Origin of the sequence: Roseibium polysiphoniae (assembly GCF_014842925.1) — a bacterium.
In the GTDB taxonomy this organism is placed as follows: Bacteria; Pseudomonadota; Alphaproteobacteria; order Rhizobiales; family Stappiaceae; genus Roseibium; species Roseibium polysiphoniae.
Window position 1 is genome coordinate 420,196 of record NZ_JACYXJ010000001.1, and the last position, 19,185, is coordinate 439,380.

At 57.9% G+C, this 19,185-nt stretch carries 18 protein-coding genes; 4 read left to right on the forward strand and 14 right to left on the reverse strand.

What is annotated here, in order from left to right:
• Positions 1-36 precede the first annotated feature (36 nt).
• From IG617_RS01985 to parC, 3 genes are all read right to left on the reverse strand, one after another.
• A complete protein-coding gene (locus tag IG617_RS01985) occupies positions 37-480 on the reverse strand; it encodes an acyl-CoA thioesterase (RefSeq protein WP_192106838.1) in 444 nt (147 codons plus the stop codon).
• The gene (locus IG617_RS01990) at positions 477-1,637 is read right to left on the reverse strand and encodes an iron-containing alcohol dehydrogenase (RefSeq protein WP_338109935.1); all 1,161 of its coding nucleotides are present in this window, start codon (positions 1,635-1,637) and stop codon (positions 477-479) included. Before IG617_RS01990 ends, IG617_RS01985 begins: the two co-directional genes overlap by 4 nt.
• 124 nt (positions 1,638-1,761) lie before the next feature.
• Positions 1,762-4,011: a DNA topoisomerase IV subunit A gene (gene parC, locus IG617_RS01995; protein ID WP_192106840.1), complete on the reverse strand. Its 2,250-nt coding sequence runs from the start codon at positions 4,009-4,011 to the stop codon at positions 1,762-1,764.
• Between the two features lie 353 nt (positions 4,012-4,364).
• On the opposite strand from parC, the gene IG617_RS02000 reads away from it, so the two are divergent.
• Both IG617_RS02000 and IG617_RS02005 read left to right on the forward strand, forming a co-directional pair.
• Positions 4,365-6,353 (forward strand): putative bifunctional diguanylate cyclase/phosphodiesterase, encoded by a 1,989-nt coding sequence (locus IG617_RS02000; protein WP_338109927.1) that lies wholly within the window; start codon positions 4,365-4,367, stop codon positions 6,351-6,353.
• A gap of 114 nt (positions 6,354-6,467) precedes the next feature.
• Complete coding sequence (locus tag IG617_RS02005; RefSeq protein WP_192106841.1) at positions 6,468-6,815, forward strand: hypothetical protein; 348 nt, start codon at positions 6,468-6,470, stop codon at positions 6,813-6,815.
• A gap of 55 nt (positions 6,816-6,870) precedes the next feature.
• Here IG617_RS02005 and recO read toward each other — a convergent pair whose 3' ends face one another.
• The 9 genes from recO to rpoZ all read right to left on the reverse strand — a co-directional run bounded on the left by recO (position 6,871) and on the right by rpoZ (position 14,811).
• Positions 6,871-7,647 carry a DNA repair protein RecO gene (recO, locus tag IG617_RS02010; protein ID WP_192106843.1) on the reverse strand — a complete coding sequence of 259 codons (777 nt, stop codon included), beginning with the start codon at positions 7,645-7,647 and terminating at the stop codon, positions 6,871-6,873.
• Positions 7,648-7,715: 68 nt separating this feature from the next.
• Entirely contained in the window at positions 7,716-8,615 is a 900-nt protein-coding gene (era, locus tag IG617_RS02015) for a GTPase Era (RefSeq protein WP_192107374.1), read from the reverse strand.
• 122 nt (positions 8,616-8,737) lie between these two features.
• Entirely contained in the window at positions 8,738-9,445 is a 708-nt protein-coding gene (gene rnc, locus IG617_RS02020) for a ribonuclease III (RefSeq protein WP_192106844.1), read from the reverse strand.
• Between the two features lie 30 nt (positions 9,446-9,475).
• Positions 9,476-10,219 carry a signal peptidase I gene (lepB, locus tag IG617_RS02025; protein ID WP_192106845.1) on the reverse strand — a complete coding sequence of 248 codons (744 nt, stop codon included), beginning with the start codon at positions 10,217-10,219 and terminating at the stop codon, positions 9,476-9,478.
• Positions 10,220-10,343: 124 nt separating this feature from the next.
• On the reverse strand, positions 10,344-10,769 hold the full coding sequence (acpS, locus tag IG617_RS02030; protein ID WP_192106846.1) for a holo-ACP synthase: 426 nt from the start codon (positions 10,767-10,769) through the stop codon (positions 10,344-10,346).
• Between the two features lie 36 nt (positions 10,770-10,805).
• Entirely contained in the window at positions 10,806-11,396 is a 591-nt protein-coding gene (locus IG617_RS02035; protein ID WP_192106847.1) for a DUF2062 domain-containing protein, read from the reverse strand.
• Between the two features lie 49 nt (positions 11,397-11,445).
• Positions 11,446-12,027 (reverse strand): orotate phosphoribosyltransferase, encoded by a 582-nt coding sequence (pyrE, locus tag IG617_RS02040; protein ID WP_192106848.1) that lies wholly within the window; start codon positions 12,025-12,027, stop codon positions 11,446-11,448.
• Between the two features lie 30 nt (positions 12,028-12,057).
• On the reverse strand, positions 12,058-14,304 hold the full coding sequence (locus tag IG617_RS02045; protein WP_192106849.1) for a RelA/SpoT family protein: 2,247 nt from the start codon (positions 14,302-14,304) through the stop codon (positions 12,058-12,060).
• 105 nt (positions 14,305-14,409) lie between these two features.
• Complete coding sequence (gene rpoZ, locus IG617_RS02050) at positions 14,410-14,811, reverse strand: DNA-directed RNA polymerase subunit omega (RefSeq protein WP_192106850.1); 402 nt, start codon at positions 14,809-14,811, stop codon at positions 14,410-14,412.
• 367 nt (positions 14,812-15,178) lie between these two features.
• On the opposite strand from rpoZ, the gene IG617_RS02055 reads away from it, so the two are divergent.
• Both IG617_RS02055 and IG617_RS02060 read left to right on the forward strand, forming a co-directional pair.
• Positions 15,179-15,769 carry a LabA-like NYN domain-containing protein gene (locus IG617_RS02055; RefSeq protein WP_192107376.1) on the forward strand — a complete coding sequence of 197 codons (591 nt, stop codon included), beginning with the start codon at positions 15,179-15,181 and terminating at the stop codon, positions 15,767-15,769.
• Positions 15,770-15,783: 14 nt separating this feature from the next.
• A complete protein-coding gene (locus IG617_RS02060) occupies positions 15,784-16,434 on the forward strand; it encodes a uracil-DNA glycosylase (protein ID WP_192107378.1) in 651 nt (216 codons plus the stop codon).
• 56 nt (positions 16,435-16,490) lie between these two features.
• Here IG617_RS02060 and IG617_RS02065 read toward each other — a convergent pair whose 3' ends face one another.
• Positions 16,491-17,243, reverse strand: a complete 753-nt coding sequence (locus IG617_RS02065; protein ID WP_192106851.1) for an arginyltransferase — start codon at positions 17,241-17,243, stop codon at positions 16,491-16,493.
• A 28-nt stretch (positions 17,244-17,271) separates the two neighbouring features.
• Entirely contained in the window at positions 17,272-19,104 is a 1,833-nt protein-coding gene (locus IG617_RS02070) for a sodium:proton antiporter (protein WP_192106853.1), read from the reverse strand.
• Positions 19,105-19,185 lie beyond the last annotated feature (81 nt).

Here is a 19,185-nt window from a genome sequence, read left to right on the forward strand (position 1 = left end):
GGTTTTACCGCGGGCTGTCCACGCTCCAGCCTCTCGTTATGTCGTGGCGCTCAGGCCCATCAAAACCTCGCGCATGGCGTCGGGGATGCGGGCTGGTCGGCGGGTTTCTCGGTCGACAAGCACATGAACGAAACGTCCTTGAGCGGCTGCTTCAGCTTCGCCTTCCTTGAACAAGGCAATCTCGTAAACCACTGACGATGAACCAAGTTTTGAAACCTTGATGCCTGTATCGATCGTTTCAGGGAACTTCAGTTCTGCAAAGTAGTGGCACCCGGTCTCGACAACCAGGAAAATGTTGCGTGAACGCGCTGGATCGATCAATCCCTTGTCGACATACCAACCGTTTACAGCCGTATCGAAGAAGCTCAGATACTGTACGTTGTTGACGTGCCCGTAGATATCCACATCCATCCAGCGCGTGGCGATTTGACGAAATTCCGCGAAGCTGTTTCTGGCGGCAGGTGTGGGTCGCACGCTCAAAGCGCCGCCTCGTAGATCGCAAGGGCATCCGCTTCTGAAAGGGGCCGTGGATTGTTGATCAAGAGCCGTGTTTGCTTCATCGCGTCTCTTGCCATCTTCGGCAGATCCTCAGAACGGATGCCGACCTCTCTAAGCGTCGTTTGCAGGCCCAGCCGTTCGGTCATACGCCCCAGTTCATCCGCGAAAGCCGCTGCGCGGTCCTGCTTGTCGTTCAGCATGGCCAGTTCCGGAAAGACGCGCGGCGCAAGATCGGAGTATGCGTCGGCAGCCTTGATCGCATTGAAGCGAAGAACATGCGGCAAAACCAGAGCATTGGACAGTCCATGGGCCACATGAAACGTGCCGCCGATTGGGTAGGCGAGGGCGTGAACTGCCGCAACCGGGGAATTGGCAAAGGCCATCCCTGCGAGCATGGAGCCCAGCAACATCGCGCCGCGGGCGGCCTCGTTGCGTGGCTCAAACACGGCGGATTCTATGTTCGCGCCGAGAAGTTTCAGTGCCTCGACAGCAAGTGCCTTGGACACCGGGTTGTTGTTGTCACTGGTGGAGCTATAGGCCTCGATTGCGTGGACCATGGCGTCGATGCCCGTTGCTGCTGTGACATGCGCGGGCAAGCCAATGGTGAGTTGGGGGTCAAGAACGGCCAGGTCGGGCAAGATAACGGGCGAGACAACCCCGCGCTTTTCATCGTCTTCGACCGTGATAATCGAAATTGGTGTGACTTCAGACCCCGTTCCCGCCGTTGTCGGAACGAGAATGAGCGGCAGGCGTGGGCCTTTTGCGTTGCCAACACCCCAAGCCTCGTCCAGGTCTTCATCACTGCCAAGAAGCAGCGCTACGAGCTTGGCGACGTCCAGCGACGATCCGCCGCCAAAACCGATGATCGAAGTCGCCTCGTGATGTCGCGCGGCCTCCACGGCCTGATCCACAAGAGCACGCGCCGGATCGGCCGTCACCGCAGTGAAAAGCTCAAGGGAATGGCCGCTCTCGCAAAGGTCGGCAATCGTCTCCTCCAGCAGCCCAGCCGCAATGATGCCTTTGTCAGTGACGATGAAGGGCCGGGGGCCGAGAAAAGGCGCGCCTGAAGTGCTGATCCGCGAGGCAGCGCCATTTTCAAACAAAATTCTGGCGCTGGTATTAAAGGCAAAACTGCGGATCATTTGCTCCCCCGACGAAATGGATTCTCTTTTCATCAGGATGACTTGGCCCGGTGGCCGCGTCGAGGAAAATTCGTGACATCCGGCTCTGCCAATATGCCGAGGCAGAAACGACTGGCGCTCATTAAAGGCCAGGCGTTCCGAATTTGTTGGATCTCGGGAAACCGGACGGCGGCAGGCGCCCAGCCTGGCCGCGTTCGCCGCACCATTCGGCCAATTCCTCCAGGGAGCGGTTGAAGCTGCGCCCGGAAGCGTCCATCCAGGTCAGACCATCATCGCCCTTGAAGGTGCGAATATCCGACAGATCGCCGTCGCGATATCTTTGCAGACGCACACCGCGGCCGCGCGTCATCTGCGTGATCTGAGACAGCGGGAAGATCAGCAACTTGCGATTCTGACCAATAACGGCCACCTGGTCCCCGCTGGCCTCGACACAAAGCGTCGCTTCGGCCGGCGCGGTGAGGTTCAGAGCCTGCTTTCCCTTGCGCGTGTTGGCAATCAGGTCGTCTTCCAGAACGACAAAGCCGCGTGCTTCATTGCTTGCCAGCAAGAGCTTGCGTCCCGGTTTGTGCACAAAGGCGCTGATAATGTCCTGGGCCTCGTCCATCTCGACCATGAGGCGGATCGGTTCGCCGTGCCCGCGCCCGCCCGGCAGCCGGTCGGCACCAAGCGTGAAGAACTTGCCGCCGGTGGAAAAGAGCAGGATCTTGTCTGTCGTCTCGGCATGGAACGACAGCTTCAACTTGTCGCCTTGCTTGAAGGACAGGTTCCCGAGCTCCGCCTGATGTCCCTTCAGGGCACGGATCCAGCCTTTTTCCGAAACGATCACTGTAATCGGCTCTTTTTCGATCATCGCCTGTTGTATGTCGACGATGTCATGCTCTGGCGCATCCGCAAATCCGGTTCGGCGTTTGCCGATGTCGGTCTCGGGGCCGTAGGCTTTGGAGATCTCACCAATTTCCTTGCTGATGTTCGTCCATTGGCGCGCATCGGATCCGAGCAGCTTGATCAGTCCGTCTTTTTCCGCGGAAAGCTTGTCGTGTTCCTTGCGGATCTCGAGTTCTTCGAGCTTGCGCAACGACCTCAGTCGCATGTTCAAGATGGCTTCAGCCTGAACATCGGTCAGTTCAAAGGTCTTGATCAAGGTGCCCTTGGCATCATCTTCCTCGCGGATGATGCGGATCACTTCATCGAGGTTCAGATAGGCAACAAGATAGCCTTCGAGAACTTCGAGCCTGTGATTGATCTGAGCCAGACGGTACTCAGACCGTCGAACCAGCACTTCCTTACGGTGATCGAGCCATTCGCGCAGCACCTGCTTGACGCCCATGACCATGGGAACCTTGCCCTGGGACAGGACATTCATGTTCAACGAGAACCGGTTTTCAAGGTCGGTCAGCTTGAACAGTGATTCCATCAAGATCGCTGGATCGACGTTCCGCGACCTGGGCACGAGCACAACCCGAACGTCTTCCGCACTTTCATCGCGAATGTCATCGAGAAGTGGCAGCTTCTTGGCGATCAAAAGCTCGGCTATCTTTTCGATCAGGCGCGACTTTTGAACCTGGTAGGGGATCTCGGTGACAACGATCTGCCACTGTCCGCGGTCCAGCTCCTCGCGTTCCCATCGCGACCGAACGCGGAAACTGCCGCGGCCGGTCAGATAGGCCTCGCGCGTCGCGCCTTGATCGGTCACCAACAAGCCGCCGGTCGGAAAGTCCGGCCCCTGGATGAACTGCAGCAGCTCCTCTGCCTCGCAGTTCGGGTTCTTGATCAGGTGCTGCGACGCCTGGCACAATTCATAAGCGTTATGCGGCGGGATCGAGGTCGCCATGCCGACGGCGATGCCTGAGGAGCCGTTGGCCAGAAGGTTCGGGAAACCGGCCGGCAGAACGATGGGCTCCTTGTCCTCGCCGTCGTAGGTCTCCCGGAAATCGACCGCGTCCTCGTCCAGCCCTGCAAGCAGGCGCTTGGCGGTATCGGTCATGCGCGCTTCGGTGTAACGCATGGCGGCAGCGCCATCGCCGTCCACATTTCCGAAGTTGCCCTGGCCTTCGATCAAAGGGTAGCGCTGCGCGAAATCCTGAGCCAGACGAACAAGGGCGTCATATACCGCCTGGTCGCCATGGGGATGGTACTTACCGATCACGTCACCGACGACGCGCGCACATTTCTTAAAGCCGGAGCCTGGGTCTAGCTTCAGGAGGCGCATGGCGTAGAGAAGGCGGCGATGCACGGGTTTGAGCCCATCGCGCACGTCCGGAAGTGCCCGGTGCATGATGGTCGACAGCGCATAGGCGAGGTAGCGCTCTTCCAGCGCTTCGCGAAGATCAATTCCCTCAACGCCATCCGGCGGAATCAGCTCATTACCCATGAATAATCAGGTAGCCGGTCTGGACGTTCCGTACAATCAGCCCGAACGAAAATGCGCTCATAATCGGCAGTTTTTCACCGTTTTGCACCGTTGGGAGAGGCGTGAAATACGCGGTTGAGTAAATGCTAAGGGTTGAAGATAGCGCATGAAGCAGCCGTGAGTTTCTTTCATCAAAGTAGAATTAATCATCATCGCAAAACAATGTATTCTTTGACGGCGCCGAAAGCTCGGATTAAGCCGTTGTAAATGCCGTTAGGTAAGAATGCGATTCTGGACGATCCGGAGACGGCAGGCGAGGGCCTGCGGCAAGCGTTCATTTTGGATCGATTGATTTTGGGAAGATTGGATTTCAGGTGAAGACGTTTGATTTTATCAGACTTTTCAAGACGGCAGGGATAAACGACGATCTTGTTTTGGCCCAGCACCGGGCGAACTCCCGACAGATTCCGCTTCTCTACTTCCTTGTTGTGGTCAACGCATGGGCCTTGGTCACGACCTTCTTCAAGACAGCTCCGATCTATCTGACCGTCTATGTGCCTGTCGGGCTGACCATCGTTGCGGGTGTCCGAACAGTCTATTGGTGGCAATCGCGCAATCATGAGCCAAGCCCAAAAGACGCGGCCAAAGCCCTGCGGCGCACGTTCACATTCGGATCGGTCTTGGCGGTTTGCTTCAGTCTTTGGGGCCTGCTGCTGTTTCCCTATGGCGATCCATTCGCCCAGAGCCATGTCGCGTTTTTCATCGGCATCACGGTCGTCGGCTGCATCTTCTGCCTGATGCATGTGCGCGCCGCGGCCTTCAGTGTCACATTGATTGCCAATGGTGCATTCATCGCTATCGTTCTGATCTCGGGAAATTCTGTATTCGCTGCCAAATCACTCAATGTCTTCCTGGTTTCCATGGCGATGCTTGCCATCTTGTGGATCAACTACAAGGACTTTGAGGCCTTGATCGTTTCCCGCAAGGTGCTGTTGAAGCAACAGAAAGAGCTGGTTCAGCGTCAGGAGGAAACGCAGAAGCTCAGCGATGAAAACCATCGTCTGGCCAATCTGGACAGTCTGACGGGGTTGCCGAACCGCCGTAGTTTCTTTGCTCGGCTGGAAGAGATCTTGCAGAGCGAAACGGATCGGGAGAAGCCGCTCGCGGTCGGGTTGCTGGACCTTGATGGGTTCAAGTCGGTCAATGACATCTACGGTCACCGGGTTGGAGATTTCCTGCTGAAGGAAGTGGGAAGCCGGCTCGTGGCGATCTCTGACGACGATATTTTCCTGTCGCGACTGGGCGGCGACGAATTCGGCATCATGATCCAAAGTGATTATGACGATGAGCGCTTGCTTGATCTCGGCCAGCGTATCTGCGACCTCCTGAGCGATCCCTTCACCTTTGAAGAGACCGTGTTAAGCATTCGGGGCTCGGTCGGGTTTGCAAGACGGTCCGAAGGCGAAGCTTCGGCCAACAAGCTTTACGAAATGGCTGACTACACGCTCTACCAGGCCAAAAGGGCGAAGGGCGGACTGGTTCTTCTGTTTGGGGAAGAGCATAAGCAGGAAATCTTGAGGACGCGCGAGATTGAGCGCGGTTTTTATGCATCCGGCTTTTGCGATGAAATTTCGGTCGCGTTTCAGCCGATCGTTCAGATTGAAAGCAACGAGGTCCTGGCCTTTGAAGCCCTGGCCAGATGGAACCACCCAACCCTCGGTGAAGTCGTGCCAGATGTGTTCATCGGTGTGGCGGAACGGTGTGGCTTTATCGACCAGCTGACAGAGATCCTGTTTCAAAAGGCGTTGACGGAAGCGAAGGCTTGGCCCGAGCACATTCGTCTCTGTTTTAACCTGTCGGCCAAGAATGTCGCGACGCTCCAGCATGCCTCGCATCTTGCAGACCAGATCCGCAAGAGTGGTTTCGACCCGAAGAGGATCGATTTTGAACTCACCGAAACGGCAATGATCCAGGATTTCGAGCATGTCATGCGTGTGATCACCGCGCTCAAGGCAATCGGTGTTCGGATCGCCCTGGATGATTTCGGCACCGGCTATTCCAGTCTCAAGCACCTTCACAGCTTTCCGCTCGACAAGATCAAGATCGACCGCTCGTTCGTGAGTGACATCTGCACCGGATCTGCGGGATACGGCATCGTCAAGTCGCTGTTGAACCTCAGCCGCGACATGGGCATTGGCTGTATCGTCGAGGGCGTGGAAACAGAGGAAGAGCTCAAGGTGGTCAGGAGCCTCGGCGCGTCCATGGTCCAGGGCTATTACTATTCCCGGCCAATCGCCGGAAAGGATGTGAAGAACTTCCTCGCCCAGGGGGAGGACGCAGAGGCCGTTCCTCTGAGGGCCTGATCGACATCACGCGACGACAACACTCATGTGTTTTGAAGGTGATTGAGGCCCCTCCCATCTCCTGTTTACCGGCAAGGGTCGGTGATCGAACCATCGAAAAACAGGAGCAAGTCCATGACCCGCAAGTTCATTCTTCAGTCCGCAGCACTCGCAGCAGCCATCGTCGTTCTTCCCGCAAGCGTCTTTGCACAGGGTGCCGGCTTTACCTCGCTCTCTCGCAGCCATGGCGATCTGATCTTCCTGAAGCCGGGCGCTTCAATTGATGCCCCGGTTGCCGGCGCCAGTCAGAAAAAGTCGAACCCGGGTTTCATCAACATCGGTACGGATCGCTCTGGTCGCCTGCTCAAGGTTGGACAAAAACCGATTGATGCCCCGGTTGCTGGAAGCAAAGGTCCCAAGGGCCGCGATGGGTATCGCAAGATCTACGGCAACGGCAGCATCGAACGGCCAGTCGGCCGCTGAGATTTCCGTAAAATTTGTCAATGCGAGAAGGGGCCTTGAGCCCCTTTTTGCATGACTAGTCAATGAAATTCCAAGGCTGGTTCTGGCGATACTGCTTTTCCAGCGCCGTGAGCATGGGCGCTCGCAGGTCGACAGGTTGCCTGTTCGAAGGACTGTTTTGAGACGCCTGCCGGACGCGCTCCAGAAAGAACGATGTCAGCCGAAAACCCTCAGAAATGTCCGTGAAACTGATTTCACTGCCCTGCTGACGCTGGCCCTCCACCAGAAAGGCAGGCAGCGGCAAAAGCTTGTCATGATAAGGCCTGCCTGCATCGCGACTGACAGCGCGAGAGGATTTGGGCGAGACATAGGCCAGATCGTCCTGTTGCCCTGTCGCCGCACAGGAGGTGAGGTCGAGACCGAAGCCGAGTTCGTTGAGGAGTTCGAGTTCAAACCGGACAAGAAGTGGCCCGGCGATCTCGGGGCTATCCAGATGATCCAGAACGAGCTCGAGCGCGTTATAGATCTGAGGGTGCGCATCGCGCTCTGGAAAAAGCCGAACCAGTGTTGCCAGGTGTTGAACGGCGTTGAGCCCGAGCGAAGAGCCCATCAATGTCGCGGCACGTGGCTGCACGAGTTCCGCAGAAAAAGTCCCAAGATGGGCAGGCAGGCGGGCACGCCAGTTCAATTGAACAGAATTGCCAGGCTGCAGGACCGGTCGGTGCTTTCGCGAGCGGCCACCACGCACCAGCCCGAGGTGCCGACCGCGCTCCTGGGTCATCACCTCAAGGATGACGTCGACTTCGCCATGTTTGCGTGCGCTCAGCACAATGCCGGTTTCGGTCCATTCCATGATGTAACCTTAGCCGAGGGCAAGCATAGGCGCCTCAAAAACAGGCCGCATTCGTGTGCTGCTAGGCGCTATTTGGGGAAATCCAGCCCCATCTCACGATAGCGCTCCGGATCGTCGGCCCAATTCTCGCGCACCTTGACGAAAAGGAACAGGTGCACCGGCGCTTCAATGATCTCGGAGATCTCGTGACGGGACGACTGCGAGATTTGTTTGATCGTCTGGCCGCGATGACCAAGGACGATGCTTTTCTGGCTGTCCCGCTCGACGTAGATGGTCTGCTCGAGCCGGGCAGAACCATCCTTTCGGGTTTCCCACTTCTCGGTTTCGACGGTCGAAATGTAGGGCAGTTCCTGGTGCAGCCGTTCGAAGAGTTTCTCGCGCGTGATCTCGGCTGCCAGAATACGAAGCGGCAGGTCGGAGGGCTGGTCTTCCGGGTAAAGCCAAGGGCCTTCGGGAACCTGCTCGGCGAAATAATCCAGAACGGTTTCCGCGCCATCACCATTCAGGGCCGACACCATGAAGGTCTCATCGAAGCGGATGATGTCATTGGCCGCCTGGGCCACCTTGAGCAGCTTCTCGCGCTTTGCGACATCGATCTTGTTGAGGATCAGCACCTTCGGTGTCTTGATGCCTTCAAGGCGTTTCATGATGGCCTCGACTTCTTCGTCGATACCTTTGCGCGCATCGATGAGCAGCGCGATGACATCCGCATCACGCGCGCCGCCCCACGCCGTGTCGACCATGGCGCGATCGAGTCGTCGTTTGGGTTGAAAGATGCCTGGCGTGTCGACCAGAACAAGCTGGGACTTGCCGTGCATCGCGACACCGCGCACGATGGCTCGTGTCGTTTGCACTTTGTGCGTGACGATCGAAATCTTTGTGCCAACGAGCTGATTGATCAGCGTCGACTTGCCGGCATTCGGCGCACCGATCAGGGCAATGAGCCCCGCACGCGTGTCGTCAGGCATGGGCGCGACGTCCGGATCGGGTAGGGGAATGTCGAATCTGGGCGCCTTTTGCGGCAGGTCATCGTCATGACCCTCGTCGAAGTCGCCGTCATTGTTGTCGTTGTTCTGGTTCAAGACCGGTCCTATTCGTTCCACACGCCTTCCCGGCGCAAAACGGCTTCCGCCGCACTCTGTTCTGCAATTCTCTTCGATCCGCCCTTGCCGCTGCCCTGGGCCAGTCCTTGGACTGTAACACCAACGATAAATCGCGGCGCATGGTCCGGACCGTCGCGGCTGATAACGTCATAGCGCGGTGTCGGCAGCCCTCTCGATTGGGCCCATTCCTGAAGCGTGGTCTTTGCATCGCGCAAGGGACCGCTCCAGGTTAGCATACGAGGCTCCCAAAGGCGCTGGATGAAACGCTCAGCCGCTTCGAACCCACCGTCGAGATAGATGGCAGCGATCACCGCTTCGCAGATATCGGCCAGAAGAGCGGCCTTTTTGCGTCCACCGGTCTGCGCCTCGCTGTGGCCGATCCGCATGGCTTCGCCAATGCGCAGCTCGGCTGCTATTTCGGCGCAGGTCTCGCGCTTGACCATATGGTTGAAGCGCCGCGCCAGCTCACCTTCATCCGCATCTGGAAAGTGCTCGTTGAGCATCGTCGCAACAGCGAGCCCGAGGACGCGGTCACCGAGAAATTCCAGCCGCTGATAGCTGCCCGTCACACTTTCGGATGGATCGAGCGCGCTTGCATGGGTCAGGGCAACCGTCAAAAGCTTGTCGTCCGCAAAGTCATGCCCCAGGCGCTGTTTCAGCTCGGTCATGGCTTTGCCGGTATCATCGCGCGGCATGGCGGTGTCCTTGGCGTTTGTTTTTTCGCGTCAGAGCGTCTTGAAAATTCGGTCCCAACGCACTGTCCAGGGCCATTTCCACACCATCCAGGCCGGTTCGCCATCCTTCACGGAGAAGAACAGGATTTCAGCGCGTCCGACGAGGTTCTCGAACGGCACGTAGCCAACAGCAGAGAGCACCCGGCTGTCGGTGGAATTGTCGCGGTTGTCGCCCATCATGAAGTAGTGTCCTTCGGGAACTTCATAGACCCGCGTGTTGTCCAACGTGCCGCGGCTGGTCAGATCCAGCGTATCGTAGGTTACACCGTTGGGCAGGGTCTCGCGGTACCGCGCGACGCGCTGAACGCCGAAGCCGGTGTCTTCGATGTAGTCGTCGATCTGTTCGCGTTCCACCGGCTGATCGTTGATGTGGACGACACCGTCGATGACCTGAACCCGGTCTCCGGGCAGACCGATGACGCGCTTGATGTAGTCGGTCGAGTTGTCTTTCGGCAACTTGAAGACCACCACATCGCCGCGCTCAGGCTCTGATCCCATGATCCGGCCTGAAAACGGACCAAGACCCATAGGGAACGAATAGCGCGAATAACCGTAGCTGAACTTGGAGACAAAGAGATAGTCGCCGATCAGCAGGGTATCCTTCATCGAACCGGAAGGAATGTTGAATGGCTGGAACAAAAAGGTTCGCACGATCAGGGCCAGCAACAGCGCCTGTACGATGATCTTGACCGTTTCGTAGAGACCGCCGTCCTTGTCCGTCTTGGTGTCCGTCACGCTTTTGTCGTCCCTTGGCTGATGCTTGCCGGCAGAACCGCCGCAAACTGAAGTGGCTTAATCATTGCCCCGCGAAACTCTTATCTGCTTGCAACGGCAGAGGCAATGCGCTGCGGCATCGTGGTCAGTCCGGGTTCGGCGCCTCAGGCCAGTCGGCCGGCCATGCTGTGATCACGACAAAGGCTTGCGCCAGCGGAAAATCATCCGTGATCGTCAGGTCCACACGCGCAACAAAGCCCTCCGGCGTCATCGCTATCAGGCGCTCCGCCGCTCCGCCAGTCAATGCGACGGTTGGTTTGCCCGAGGGGAGGTTGACCACTCCCATTTCGCGCCAGGCAATACCCATTCTCAGCCCTGTGCCGAGCGCTTTTGAACAGGCTTCCTTGGCGGCAAATCGTTTGGCGTAGGAGGCTGCACGCTCGGCGCGCCTGTCGGATTTCGCCCGCTCAACTTCTGTAAAGACGCGGTTTGTGAAGCGCTCACCGAAGCGGGTCAGCGTCTTTTCAATCCGCCGGATGTCTATCAGGTCGCTGCCAATGCCAAGGATCATGGGGCGGTTCCGTGTGTCTTGAAGAAAATAGCGTGCCTATTCGCCAATGTCGCCGTTCATGTCGTCGGAGAGCAGGCCGCGTTTGCGCGCCAGGGAATGCCGGCGGCGCCTCTGATAGACCTCGACACTCTTGAAGACGATGAAATAGCTGACGGTGCCGACAATCAGTCCAAGCGGTATTGCACCGACCAGCATGGGCTTGAGCATCGGCAGAAGCATATCCACCGATTTGGTCAAAAGGCGCGCCTGAAACTGCTCGTGAATTTCCACATGTCCGGGAGCTGGCGCTTTGCCTCTCAAGATCCAGCCGCCGAGCTTGAACGTTGAGGCCCAGATGAGCGGGAACGTCAGCGGATTGCCAACGGACGTGCCAAGGGCGGCGGCGATCAGGTTCCCGCGAACAACGTACGCGAGCGCGAAGGACAAGAGAAAGTGAAAGCCGATCAGCGGCGTGAAAGAGGCGAAGGCTCCCGCAGCAAATCCGATGGCGATGGCATGGGGCGTCGCTGTCAGCCTGAGAACCCGTTTGCCGTAATAGCGCGTCGAGCGAACCCAGCTGTGCCGAGGCCAGACGGCGACCCGCAGGCGTTCAACTCTCGTGGGGATTTTTCGACGTCGGAACAGCATCTGGTCTGCGGCTACTTTCTCGTCAGTGTAAAGTTGCTCGCTCCGCCCGTCAGGCGAGGCCGCGGCTTCCCGGTTTTACGGGCGGAATGGCCGCAAGTTCCGGCGGCAGCTTGTCAGCCTCATAAGCAGGAACCTTGTAGTCCGCCAAGGCGATGATTGGCACGCCTGCATCCGCTTCGCCCGCAGATCGATCAATCAGACAGGCAACAGCAAGGACATTCGCACCAAGGCCTTCAAGTGATGTAACAGTTTCCCGGCTGGAAAGGCCGGTGGAAACGATATCCTCAACCACAATCACGCGGGCGCCCTTGGGCAGCTCGAAGCGGCGAAGCCGGAATTCACCGCCCTCACGTTCCACCCACATGGCCGGAATGCCCATGTGACGGGCCGTTTCATAGCCAGGAATGATCCCGCCCATTGCTGGAGAAATTATGTAGTCGATGTGGCCCAGATCGGAGGCCTTGATCTTCTCGGCCAATGCCTTGCAGAGGATCTCCGTCCGATCCGGATACATGAACACGCGCGCCTTTTGCAGAAAGGTCGGGCTGCGAAGGCCGGATGACAGGATGAAATGGCCTTCCATGATGGCACCGGCTTCTCGAAACTGTTGCAAGACTTCGTCGCGCGTCATGATATGGCTGCTCCTCTCCGGTTGCCTGCCTCAGCCGTTCACCCGCGTAACGCTGGAGACTGTGGCTCTTGACCGGAGCTGATTGATGATCCGGTTCAGGTGTTTCAGATCCCATACTTCGAGATCAATGATCATCTGGTGAAAATCTGGCGCTTTGCGCACCATTTTCACATTATCGATATTGCCGCTGTTTTCGCCAATCGTTTGCGCGATCGCCGCAAGAGAACCCGGTTCGTTGACTGCCGAAATCGAAAGCCGCGCCGGAAAACGTTCTGGGTTGTCTACATCGATATCCCACCGAACGTCGACCCAACGTTCGCTCTGATCATCAAATTCCTTCAGCGCCGGCGATTGTATCGGATAGATCGTGAGCCCTTCAGAGGGTGTCAAGATGCCGACAATGCGGTCGCCTGGCACCGCGCCGCCATTTGGTGCGAAGCTGACCGGAATGTCGCCCGATAGCCCACGGATTGGCAGGGCCGGTCCATAAGGGTCATCGTTCTTGGCGACGTGATCCCTGACTGCTTCGTCCAGCTCATTGGCGGGAATACGGAATTTGAGGCCGGCTCCCTTTTCCAGGCCGAACCAGCCTTCTTCCGGCATGGGGCTGGTCAGAGCGGCCCTGTCATCCTGATAATCGGGATGGGCGGATTTCAGCACGGACTGAGCGCTGACATCGCCGCGCCCGACCGCGGCCAGTAGGTCTGCGATGCTGGCCTGGTTGAGCTCGGTAAGTGCCGTTTCGAGAAGCTCTTCGGAATAGCTTTTGTCGGCGCGCGCAAAGGCGCGCTTTAGTATGTGTTCGCCCAATGCGCCGTATTGGGTGCGAACAGATTCCCTAGTCGCCCGGCGGATCGCCGCACGTGCCTTGCCGGTGATCGCAATGGCTTCCCATGCAGGGGGCGGGGTCTGAGCCTTCGAGCGGATGATTTCCACTTCGTCGCCATTGCGCAGCTCTGTCACCAACGGCATGATCTTGCCGTTCAGCTTGCAGCCGACGCAGGTGTTACCGATGCCGGTATGGACGGCATAGGCGAAATCGATCGGCGTGGCCCCACGGGGCAGGGCGATCAGACGCCCCTTCGGCGTGAAGCAGAAAACCTGGTCGTGGAACAGTTCAAGCTTGGTGTTTTCCAGGAACTCTTCCGGCGTATCGCCTTCGGCAAGCAAATCGATCGTGCGGCGCAGCCATTCGTAGGCGCGGCAATCCTCGGTGTGCCGCGCAATGTTGCGGCCTCCGGTCTCGCCGTCCTTGTAGAGTGCATGGGCGGCAATGCCCAGTTCCGCCACACGGTCCATCGTGATCGTCCGGATCTGCAGTTCGACACGTTGGCGCGACGGTCCGACGATGGTCGTATGGATCGAGCGATAGTCGTTCTGTTTCGGCGTCGAGATATAGTCCTTGAAGCGGCCCGGAACCGTTGGCCACGTGGTGTGAATGACACCCAGGACGCGATAGCAGGCTTCCAGCGTTCCGACCGTAACGCGAAAGCCGTAGATATCGGAAAGCTGCTCGAAGCCGAGCGACTTCTGCTGCATCTTGCGGAAAATTGAATAAGGCCGCTTTTCACGGCCCTTGACCACCGCCGCCATGCCTCTTTCGGCGAGCCGCTCGGTCAGCGTTTGCTCGATCTCGAGGATCAGCTCGGCATTGTCTTCCCGTTGCTCTGCAAGCCGCTCGGAAATCGTCTCATAGGCATCCGGATTGAGCGTCTTGAAGGCAATGTCCTCCAGCTCTTCGCGCATGTCATGCATGCCCATGCGTCCGGCCAGGGGCGCATAGATTTCCATCGTCTCTTCGGCGATGCGTCCACGCTTGTGCTCGGGCATGTGGTAGAGCGTGCGCATGTTGTGCAGGCGGTCGGCCAGCTTGACCAACAGAACCCGGACATCGTCAGCGATCGCAAGGAGCAGCTTGCGGAAGTTTTCGGCCTGCTTGGCCTTTCGTGAGACAAGATCAAGTCGCTTGATCTTGGTCAGCCCATCTACGAGCTTGCCGATTTCCTCGCCAAACAGGGTGTCGATTTCCGTCCGCGTTGCGTCGGTGTCCTCGATGGTGTCATGCAGGAGCGCGACGGCAATGGTCGCGTCATCCAGATGCAGATCGGTGAGGATGGCAGCAACTTCGAGAGGATGGGAAAAATAGGGGTCGCCAGAGGCGCGCGTCTGCGGGCCATGCTTTTGCATCGCGTAAACATAGGCCTTGTTCAAAAGGCCTTCGTCCGCGTCGGGATTGTATCGGGTGACCCGTTCTACGAGTTCATATTGGCGCATCATGGCCGGAACCGACTCACATGATAGCCGGGGAAACACATGGAGCGGGGCCGCTCCGTCTTAACAGGTGGCCGAAACCGGCCACCTGGGATGTCGCAGTCAATGCGATCAAATGTCGTCCGAACGTTCCGGCGGAACAAGGCCTTCGAGACCGCGCAGTAGGTCTTCCTCGGACATACGGTCGAACTCGACGGCGCTGTCGTCCACGGCATTGACCTGTGTCGTCTGCTGAGATGCGCTCGACGGGACGAGCGGCACAGCTTCGGCTTCCGGCTCGTCGACTTCGACGTACTTCTGAAGGGAGTGAATCAGATCTTCCTTCATGTCTTCCGGGCTTACGGTCTGCTCGGCAATCTCACGGAGGGCGACGACAGGGTTCTTGTCGTTGTCCCGGTCCAGTGTCAGCGGCGAACCGCTCGAGATCATGCGAGCGCGATGAGCGGCCAGAAGCACAAGCTCAAAACGATTCTCGACCTTGTCGATGCAGTCCTCGACGGTCACGCGCGCCATACGACGTCTCCATAGTTTGGGGATCCTGATTGATCAGCGTATACTGTTCAGGCTTCGCGAAAGCAACCCCCGAGAAAGCCCGCGGGCGTTTGATGTCCATTTTGCTGGCGAAAACCTTGCAGAACCCTTTCTTGCAGGCTCTTTATGATTGCTTGAGCAGATGTAGATAGTGTAGGGCAAAGATATCGGTCAGTAACAAAAATAAACTTGTGACCGAACGGGTAAAGAAAAAGCAAGGCTAGAGGGTCGTCAACAGGCCCAGCCGGAACTATATGCAGCGTGATAGTGGGTCGCGGGGCGCAGAAATTTGCGTCTTTTGATCGCTGCTCCGGGAGGCTGTACAACAATAAGAAAGGTTCCCTCGACAATGTTTGATGCACGAGAGAAAGTTGCTTTATTTATTGATGGTGCAAACCTGTATTCGACTGCGAAGGCGATTGGGTTTGATATTGATTACAAGCGGCTGTTAAGAGAATTTCAGGGACAAGCATATCTGCTTCGCGCCTATTATTACACAGCGCTCATCGAAGACCAGGAATATTCTTCGATCCGTCCGCTGATCGATTGGCTTGACTATAATGGCTACAAGGTCATCACCAAGCCTGTGAAAGAGTTTGTCGACTCTTCCGGCCGCCGGAAGGTCAAGGGTAACATGGACATCGAATTGGCTGTTGATGCGATGCAGATCGTTGAGACGGTTGATCACGTGGTCCTGTTCTCCGGAGACGGTGATTTCCGTTATCTTGTTGAGGCGCTGCAACGTCGTGGCCGCAAGGTCAGTGTTGTGTCGACCCTGAAGACACAGCCGCCGATGATCGCAGACGATCTGCGCCGTCAGGCCGATCACTTCATCGACCTGTCGACACTTGCCAACAAGATCGGTCGTGATCCGTCTGAACGTCCAGTTCGTCCTGCGCCCGTCGCGGACGACATCGATGATGAAGATGACGACTACTGAGATCTGATGTGATGATGGGGACGGTGCCGACCGATCCGCCGCTTGATTGCGACCTTTGCCCGCGCCTTGTCGCCTTTCGCGAGGAGATGAATGCGCAGCATCCTGATTGGTTCAACGCACCTGTCCCCTCTTTCACGTCAACAGATCCACGACTCCTGATCGTGGGCCTGGCGCCGGGCATGCGCGGTGCGAATTGCACCGGTCGGCCCTTCACCGGCGACTACGCCGGCGATCTTCTCTATGAGACAATGCTCGATTTCGGCTTTGCGACGGGACACTACGACGCCCGGCCGGATGACGGTCTTCAGCTGCGCGATGCGATGATCACCAACGCGGTGCGCTGCCTGCCTCCACAGAACAAGCCGACGGGCGCAGAGATCAAGGCCTGCCGGCCGTTTCTCCTGTCGACGCTTGATGACAATCCCAGCATTCGTGCCGTCCTTGCCCTGGGCCGCATTGCGCATGAAACCTTCCTGTCCGCGATGGAGCTGCGCCGCGCGAGCTTTGCCTTCGGCCATGGCGCGCGCCATGAGCTGGGTGTTCGCAATCTGGTGATGTTCGACAGCTATCACTGCTCGCGCTACAACACGAACACGGGTCGGCTGACGACCGAGATGTTCCGGTCCGTTTTTTCAGACATTCGAGAGTTTCTGCCTGAAGCCTAGAGGGCTGCAGGTCTGATCAGCGCCTCAATTGATGCGAGAAGGCGCGGTTACTGGCTTTATTGGCCAGGTGAAAGCGTCCAGCCGTCTGGGCCAAGATGTTCCTGAGGCTGAAAGCGTGCCTTGTAGGCCATCTTCGGCGATCCCTCGACCCAATAGCCCAGATAGACATAAGGCAGACCCATACGGCGCGCCCGCTGGATGTGATCAAGTATCATGTAGGTGCCAAGGCCAACGCCGGTCACTTCCGGATCGTAGAAGGAATAGACCATGGAAAGGCCGTCTGCGAGCTGATCGGTCAGCGCGACACCCAGAAGCGGTCCCTCGCCAACGCCGGTGATGAAGCTGTCGGGGCCACTTTTGCGGTACTCGAGGACCATCGTCTCGACGTGCGTGTCCTCGACCATCATGGCATAGTCCAGGACGCTCATCTCCGTCATGCCGCCATCTTCATGGCGCTCGGTCAGATAGGATCGGAAAAGATCATATTGTTCGGCGGAAGGAGCGGGCGGCAGTCGTGCGCCGACAACATCCTTGCCGAGCTTCCATTGGCGCTTGAGGGATTTGGTCCATTCGAAGTCATCAACGCGAACGCGGACCGAAATACAGGCGCGGCAGTCTTCACAGGCGGGCCGATAGGCAATGTTCTGGCTGCGCCGGAAGCCGCCGTGGGTGAGCACATCGTTGAGCGAGGGCGCGTGCTGGCCAATCAGATGTGTAAACACCTTCCGTTCCTGTTTCCCGTCCAGATAGGGGCAGGGCGCCGGAGCGGTCAGATAGAACTGAGGATGGTCCGTCGGGTGGCGCGTCACTTGTCCTCGTTACTCTCCCAAGGGCAGCCTAAAGCCCATAATACCATGGCGCGACCAGTGAGAAGGTCAACCACAAAAGGATCGCCAGAGGCGTTCCGGCTCTCAGAAAATCCGAGAAACGATAGTGGCCCGGACCCATGACGATCAGGTTTGTCTGGTATCCGATCGGTGTGGCAAAGGAACAGTTCGCCGCAAAGATCAGGCAGACAATAAATGCTTCCGGCGATTGTCCCGTTTGATTGGCGATATCAACGGCGATCGGCGTAAACAGTACTGCTGCCGCATTGTTCGACAGGAAATTGGTCAAAATCATGACAATCAGAAACAGCGCGGAGAGCATGACGGACGGAGAGCTCCCGTCGAGAAGCTCCACCAGGCCGGTTGCGATGAAGTTGGCGCCACCCGTTGCCTGAAGCGCAACGGCACCGGCGAGCGAGGCTCCGACGAGCATGAAGATGCGGCTGTCGATTGCCCGCATGGCTTGCCGGATGTTCAAACACCCTGAGGCCACCATGGCGAAAGTGCCCGCGGTTGCTGCGGCGACAATCGGCACAATGCCGAAAGCGGCCAGGCCAACGACAGCGCCGAAAATGGCCAGGGCGCGGGGCGCATAGACACGGCGTGGGACCTCTGCGGTCGACCAGTCAAGCAGAAGAACATCGCGGTTGCCGCGCAGCCGGGCGATCTGTTCTGCGCTCGCGGCGACCAGCAGAACGTCGCCGGCTTCCAGGCGCATGTCGTTCATTGCCATCCGCGGCATGCGGCTCCGGCGCTGGATGCCCATGACCACGCAGCCGGTTTCAGCGTGGAAACCCGATTGCAGCAAAGTGCGGCCCATCAGCCGAGAAGCAGGGGCGATGACCACTTCGGACAGGGTCATGGACCCGGGTGGTGTGCCGGTGGCTTCGCCATTGTCCGTCTGCCCGGTGGTTTCCGTGTCGAGCAGGGGCTGACGCCTGGAAAGCGCATTGGCAAGGGCCGTTCTGGTCGCGGCAACAATCACCGTGTCTCCAGGCGACAGAACCACATTCTCGAAGGGCGGAAGCAGAGGCTTCTCGCCCCGTTGGACGAGGCGAACGGTCATGTCCTTGAGTGCCGGAAACATGCCTGAAACGGATTCGACGCCCACGAGCGGGTGCCCGTAGGTGATGTTGATCTGGGCGATGAACTGCTTGCCGGACGCGCCCTGAATTTCGTCGGCCATCGTTTTGCGCGGCTTGAGCAGCCGAGGCATGAGGAACAGCACATAGATGGAGCCGGTGCCCGCCATGAGCAGGCCAATGGCGGTAAAGCTGAAAAAGCTCAGCCGAATATCCGATGTCTGGGCCGCAAAATTGGCGACCAGAAGGTTGGTGGACGAACCGATCAACGTGGTCATACCGCCGAGGATCGCGATGAAGGAAAGCGGCATCAGAACACGGGAAGACGATTGTCCCATGGTCGCGGCAACTGCGCTCAGGATCGGCAGGAACATCACGACGACCGGCGTGTTGTTCAAAAAGGCGCTCAAGACAGCCACCGCCAGCAGAACCGGCACAGTCGCCAGATGTGACCGACCCCGGCTCCAGCGCACAATCATCTTGGCGGGGTATTCAAGCGCGTCTGTCTGAAACAACCCCTGGCCGATGATCAAAAGACAGATCACCGTTATCAGTGCCGAATTTGAAAAGCCGACAAGAAAATCAGCCGGAACGATCGGTGCCCCGTCCACCTCGACTGGAAAAATCGTAAAAATCGCCATGAAGGCGACAACCGACCCGAGCGCGATGACCTCAATGGCGTAGCGCTCGGTTGCATAAAGAACGACCGTGGACACCAGGACCAGAAAGGTCAGCGCCATGGGGAAATCAATTACCAGCATTCACCAGCCCGTTGCGATCCTGGCCGAAGCCCAAGGTCAGCACTTTAGAGCATCGGTGGCAGCAAGTGAAAGAACCAACTC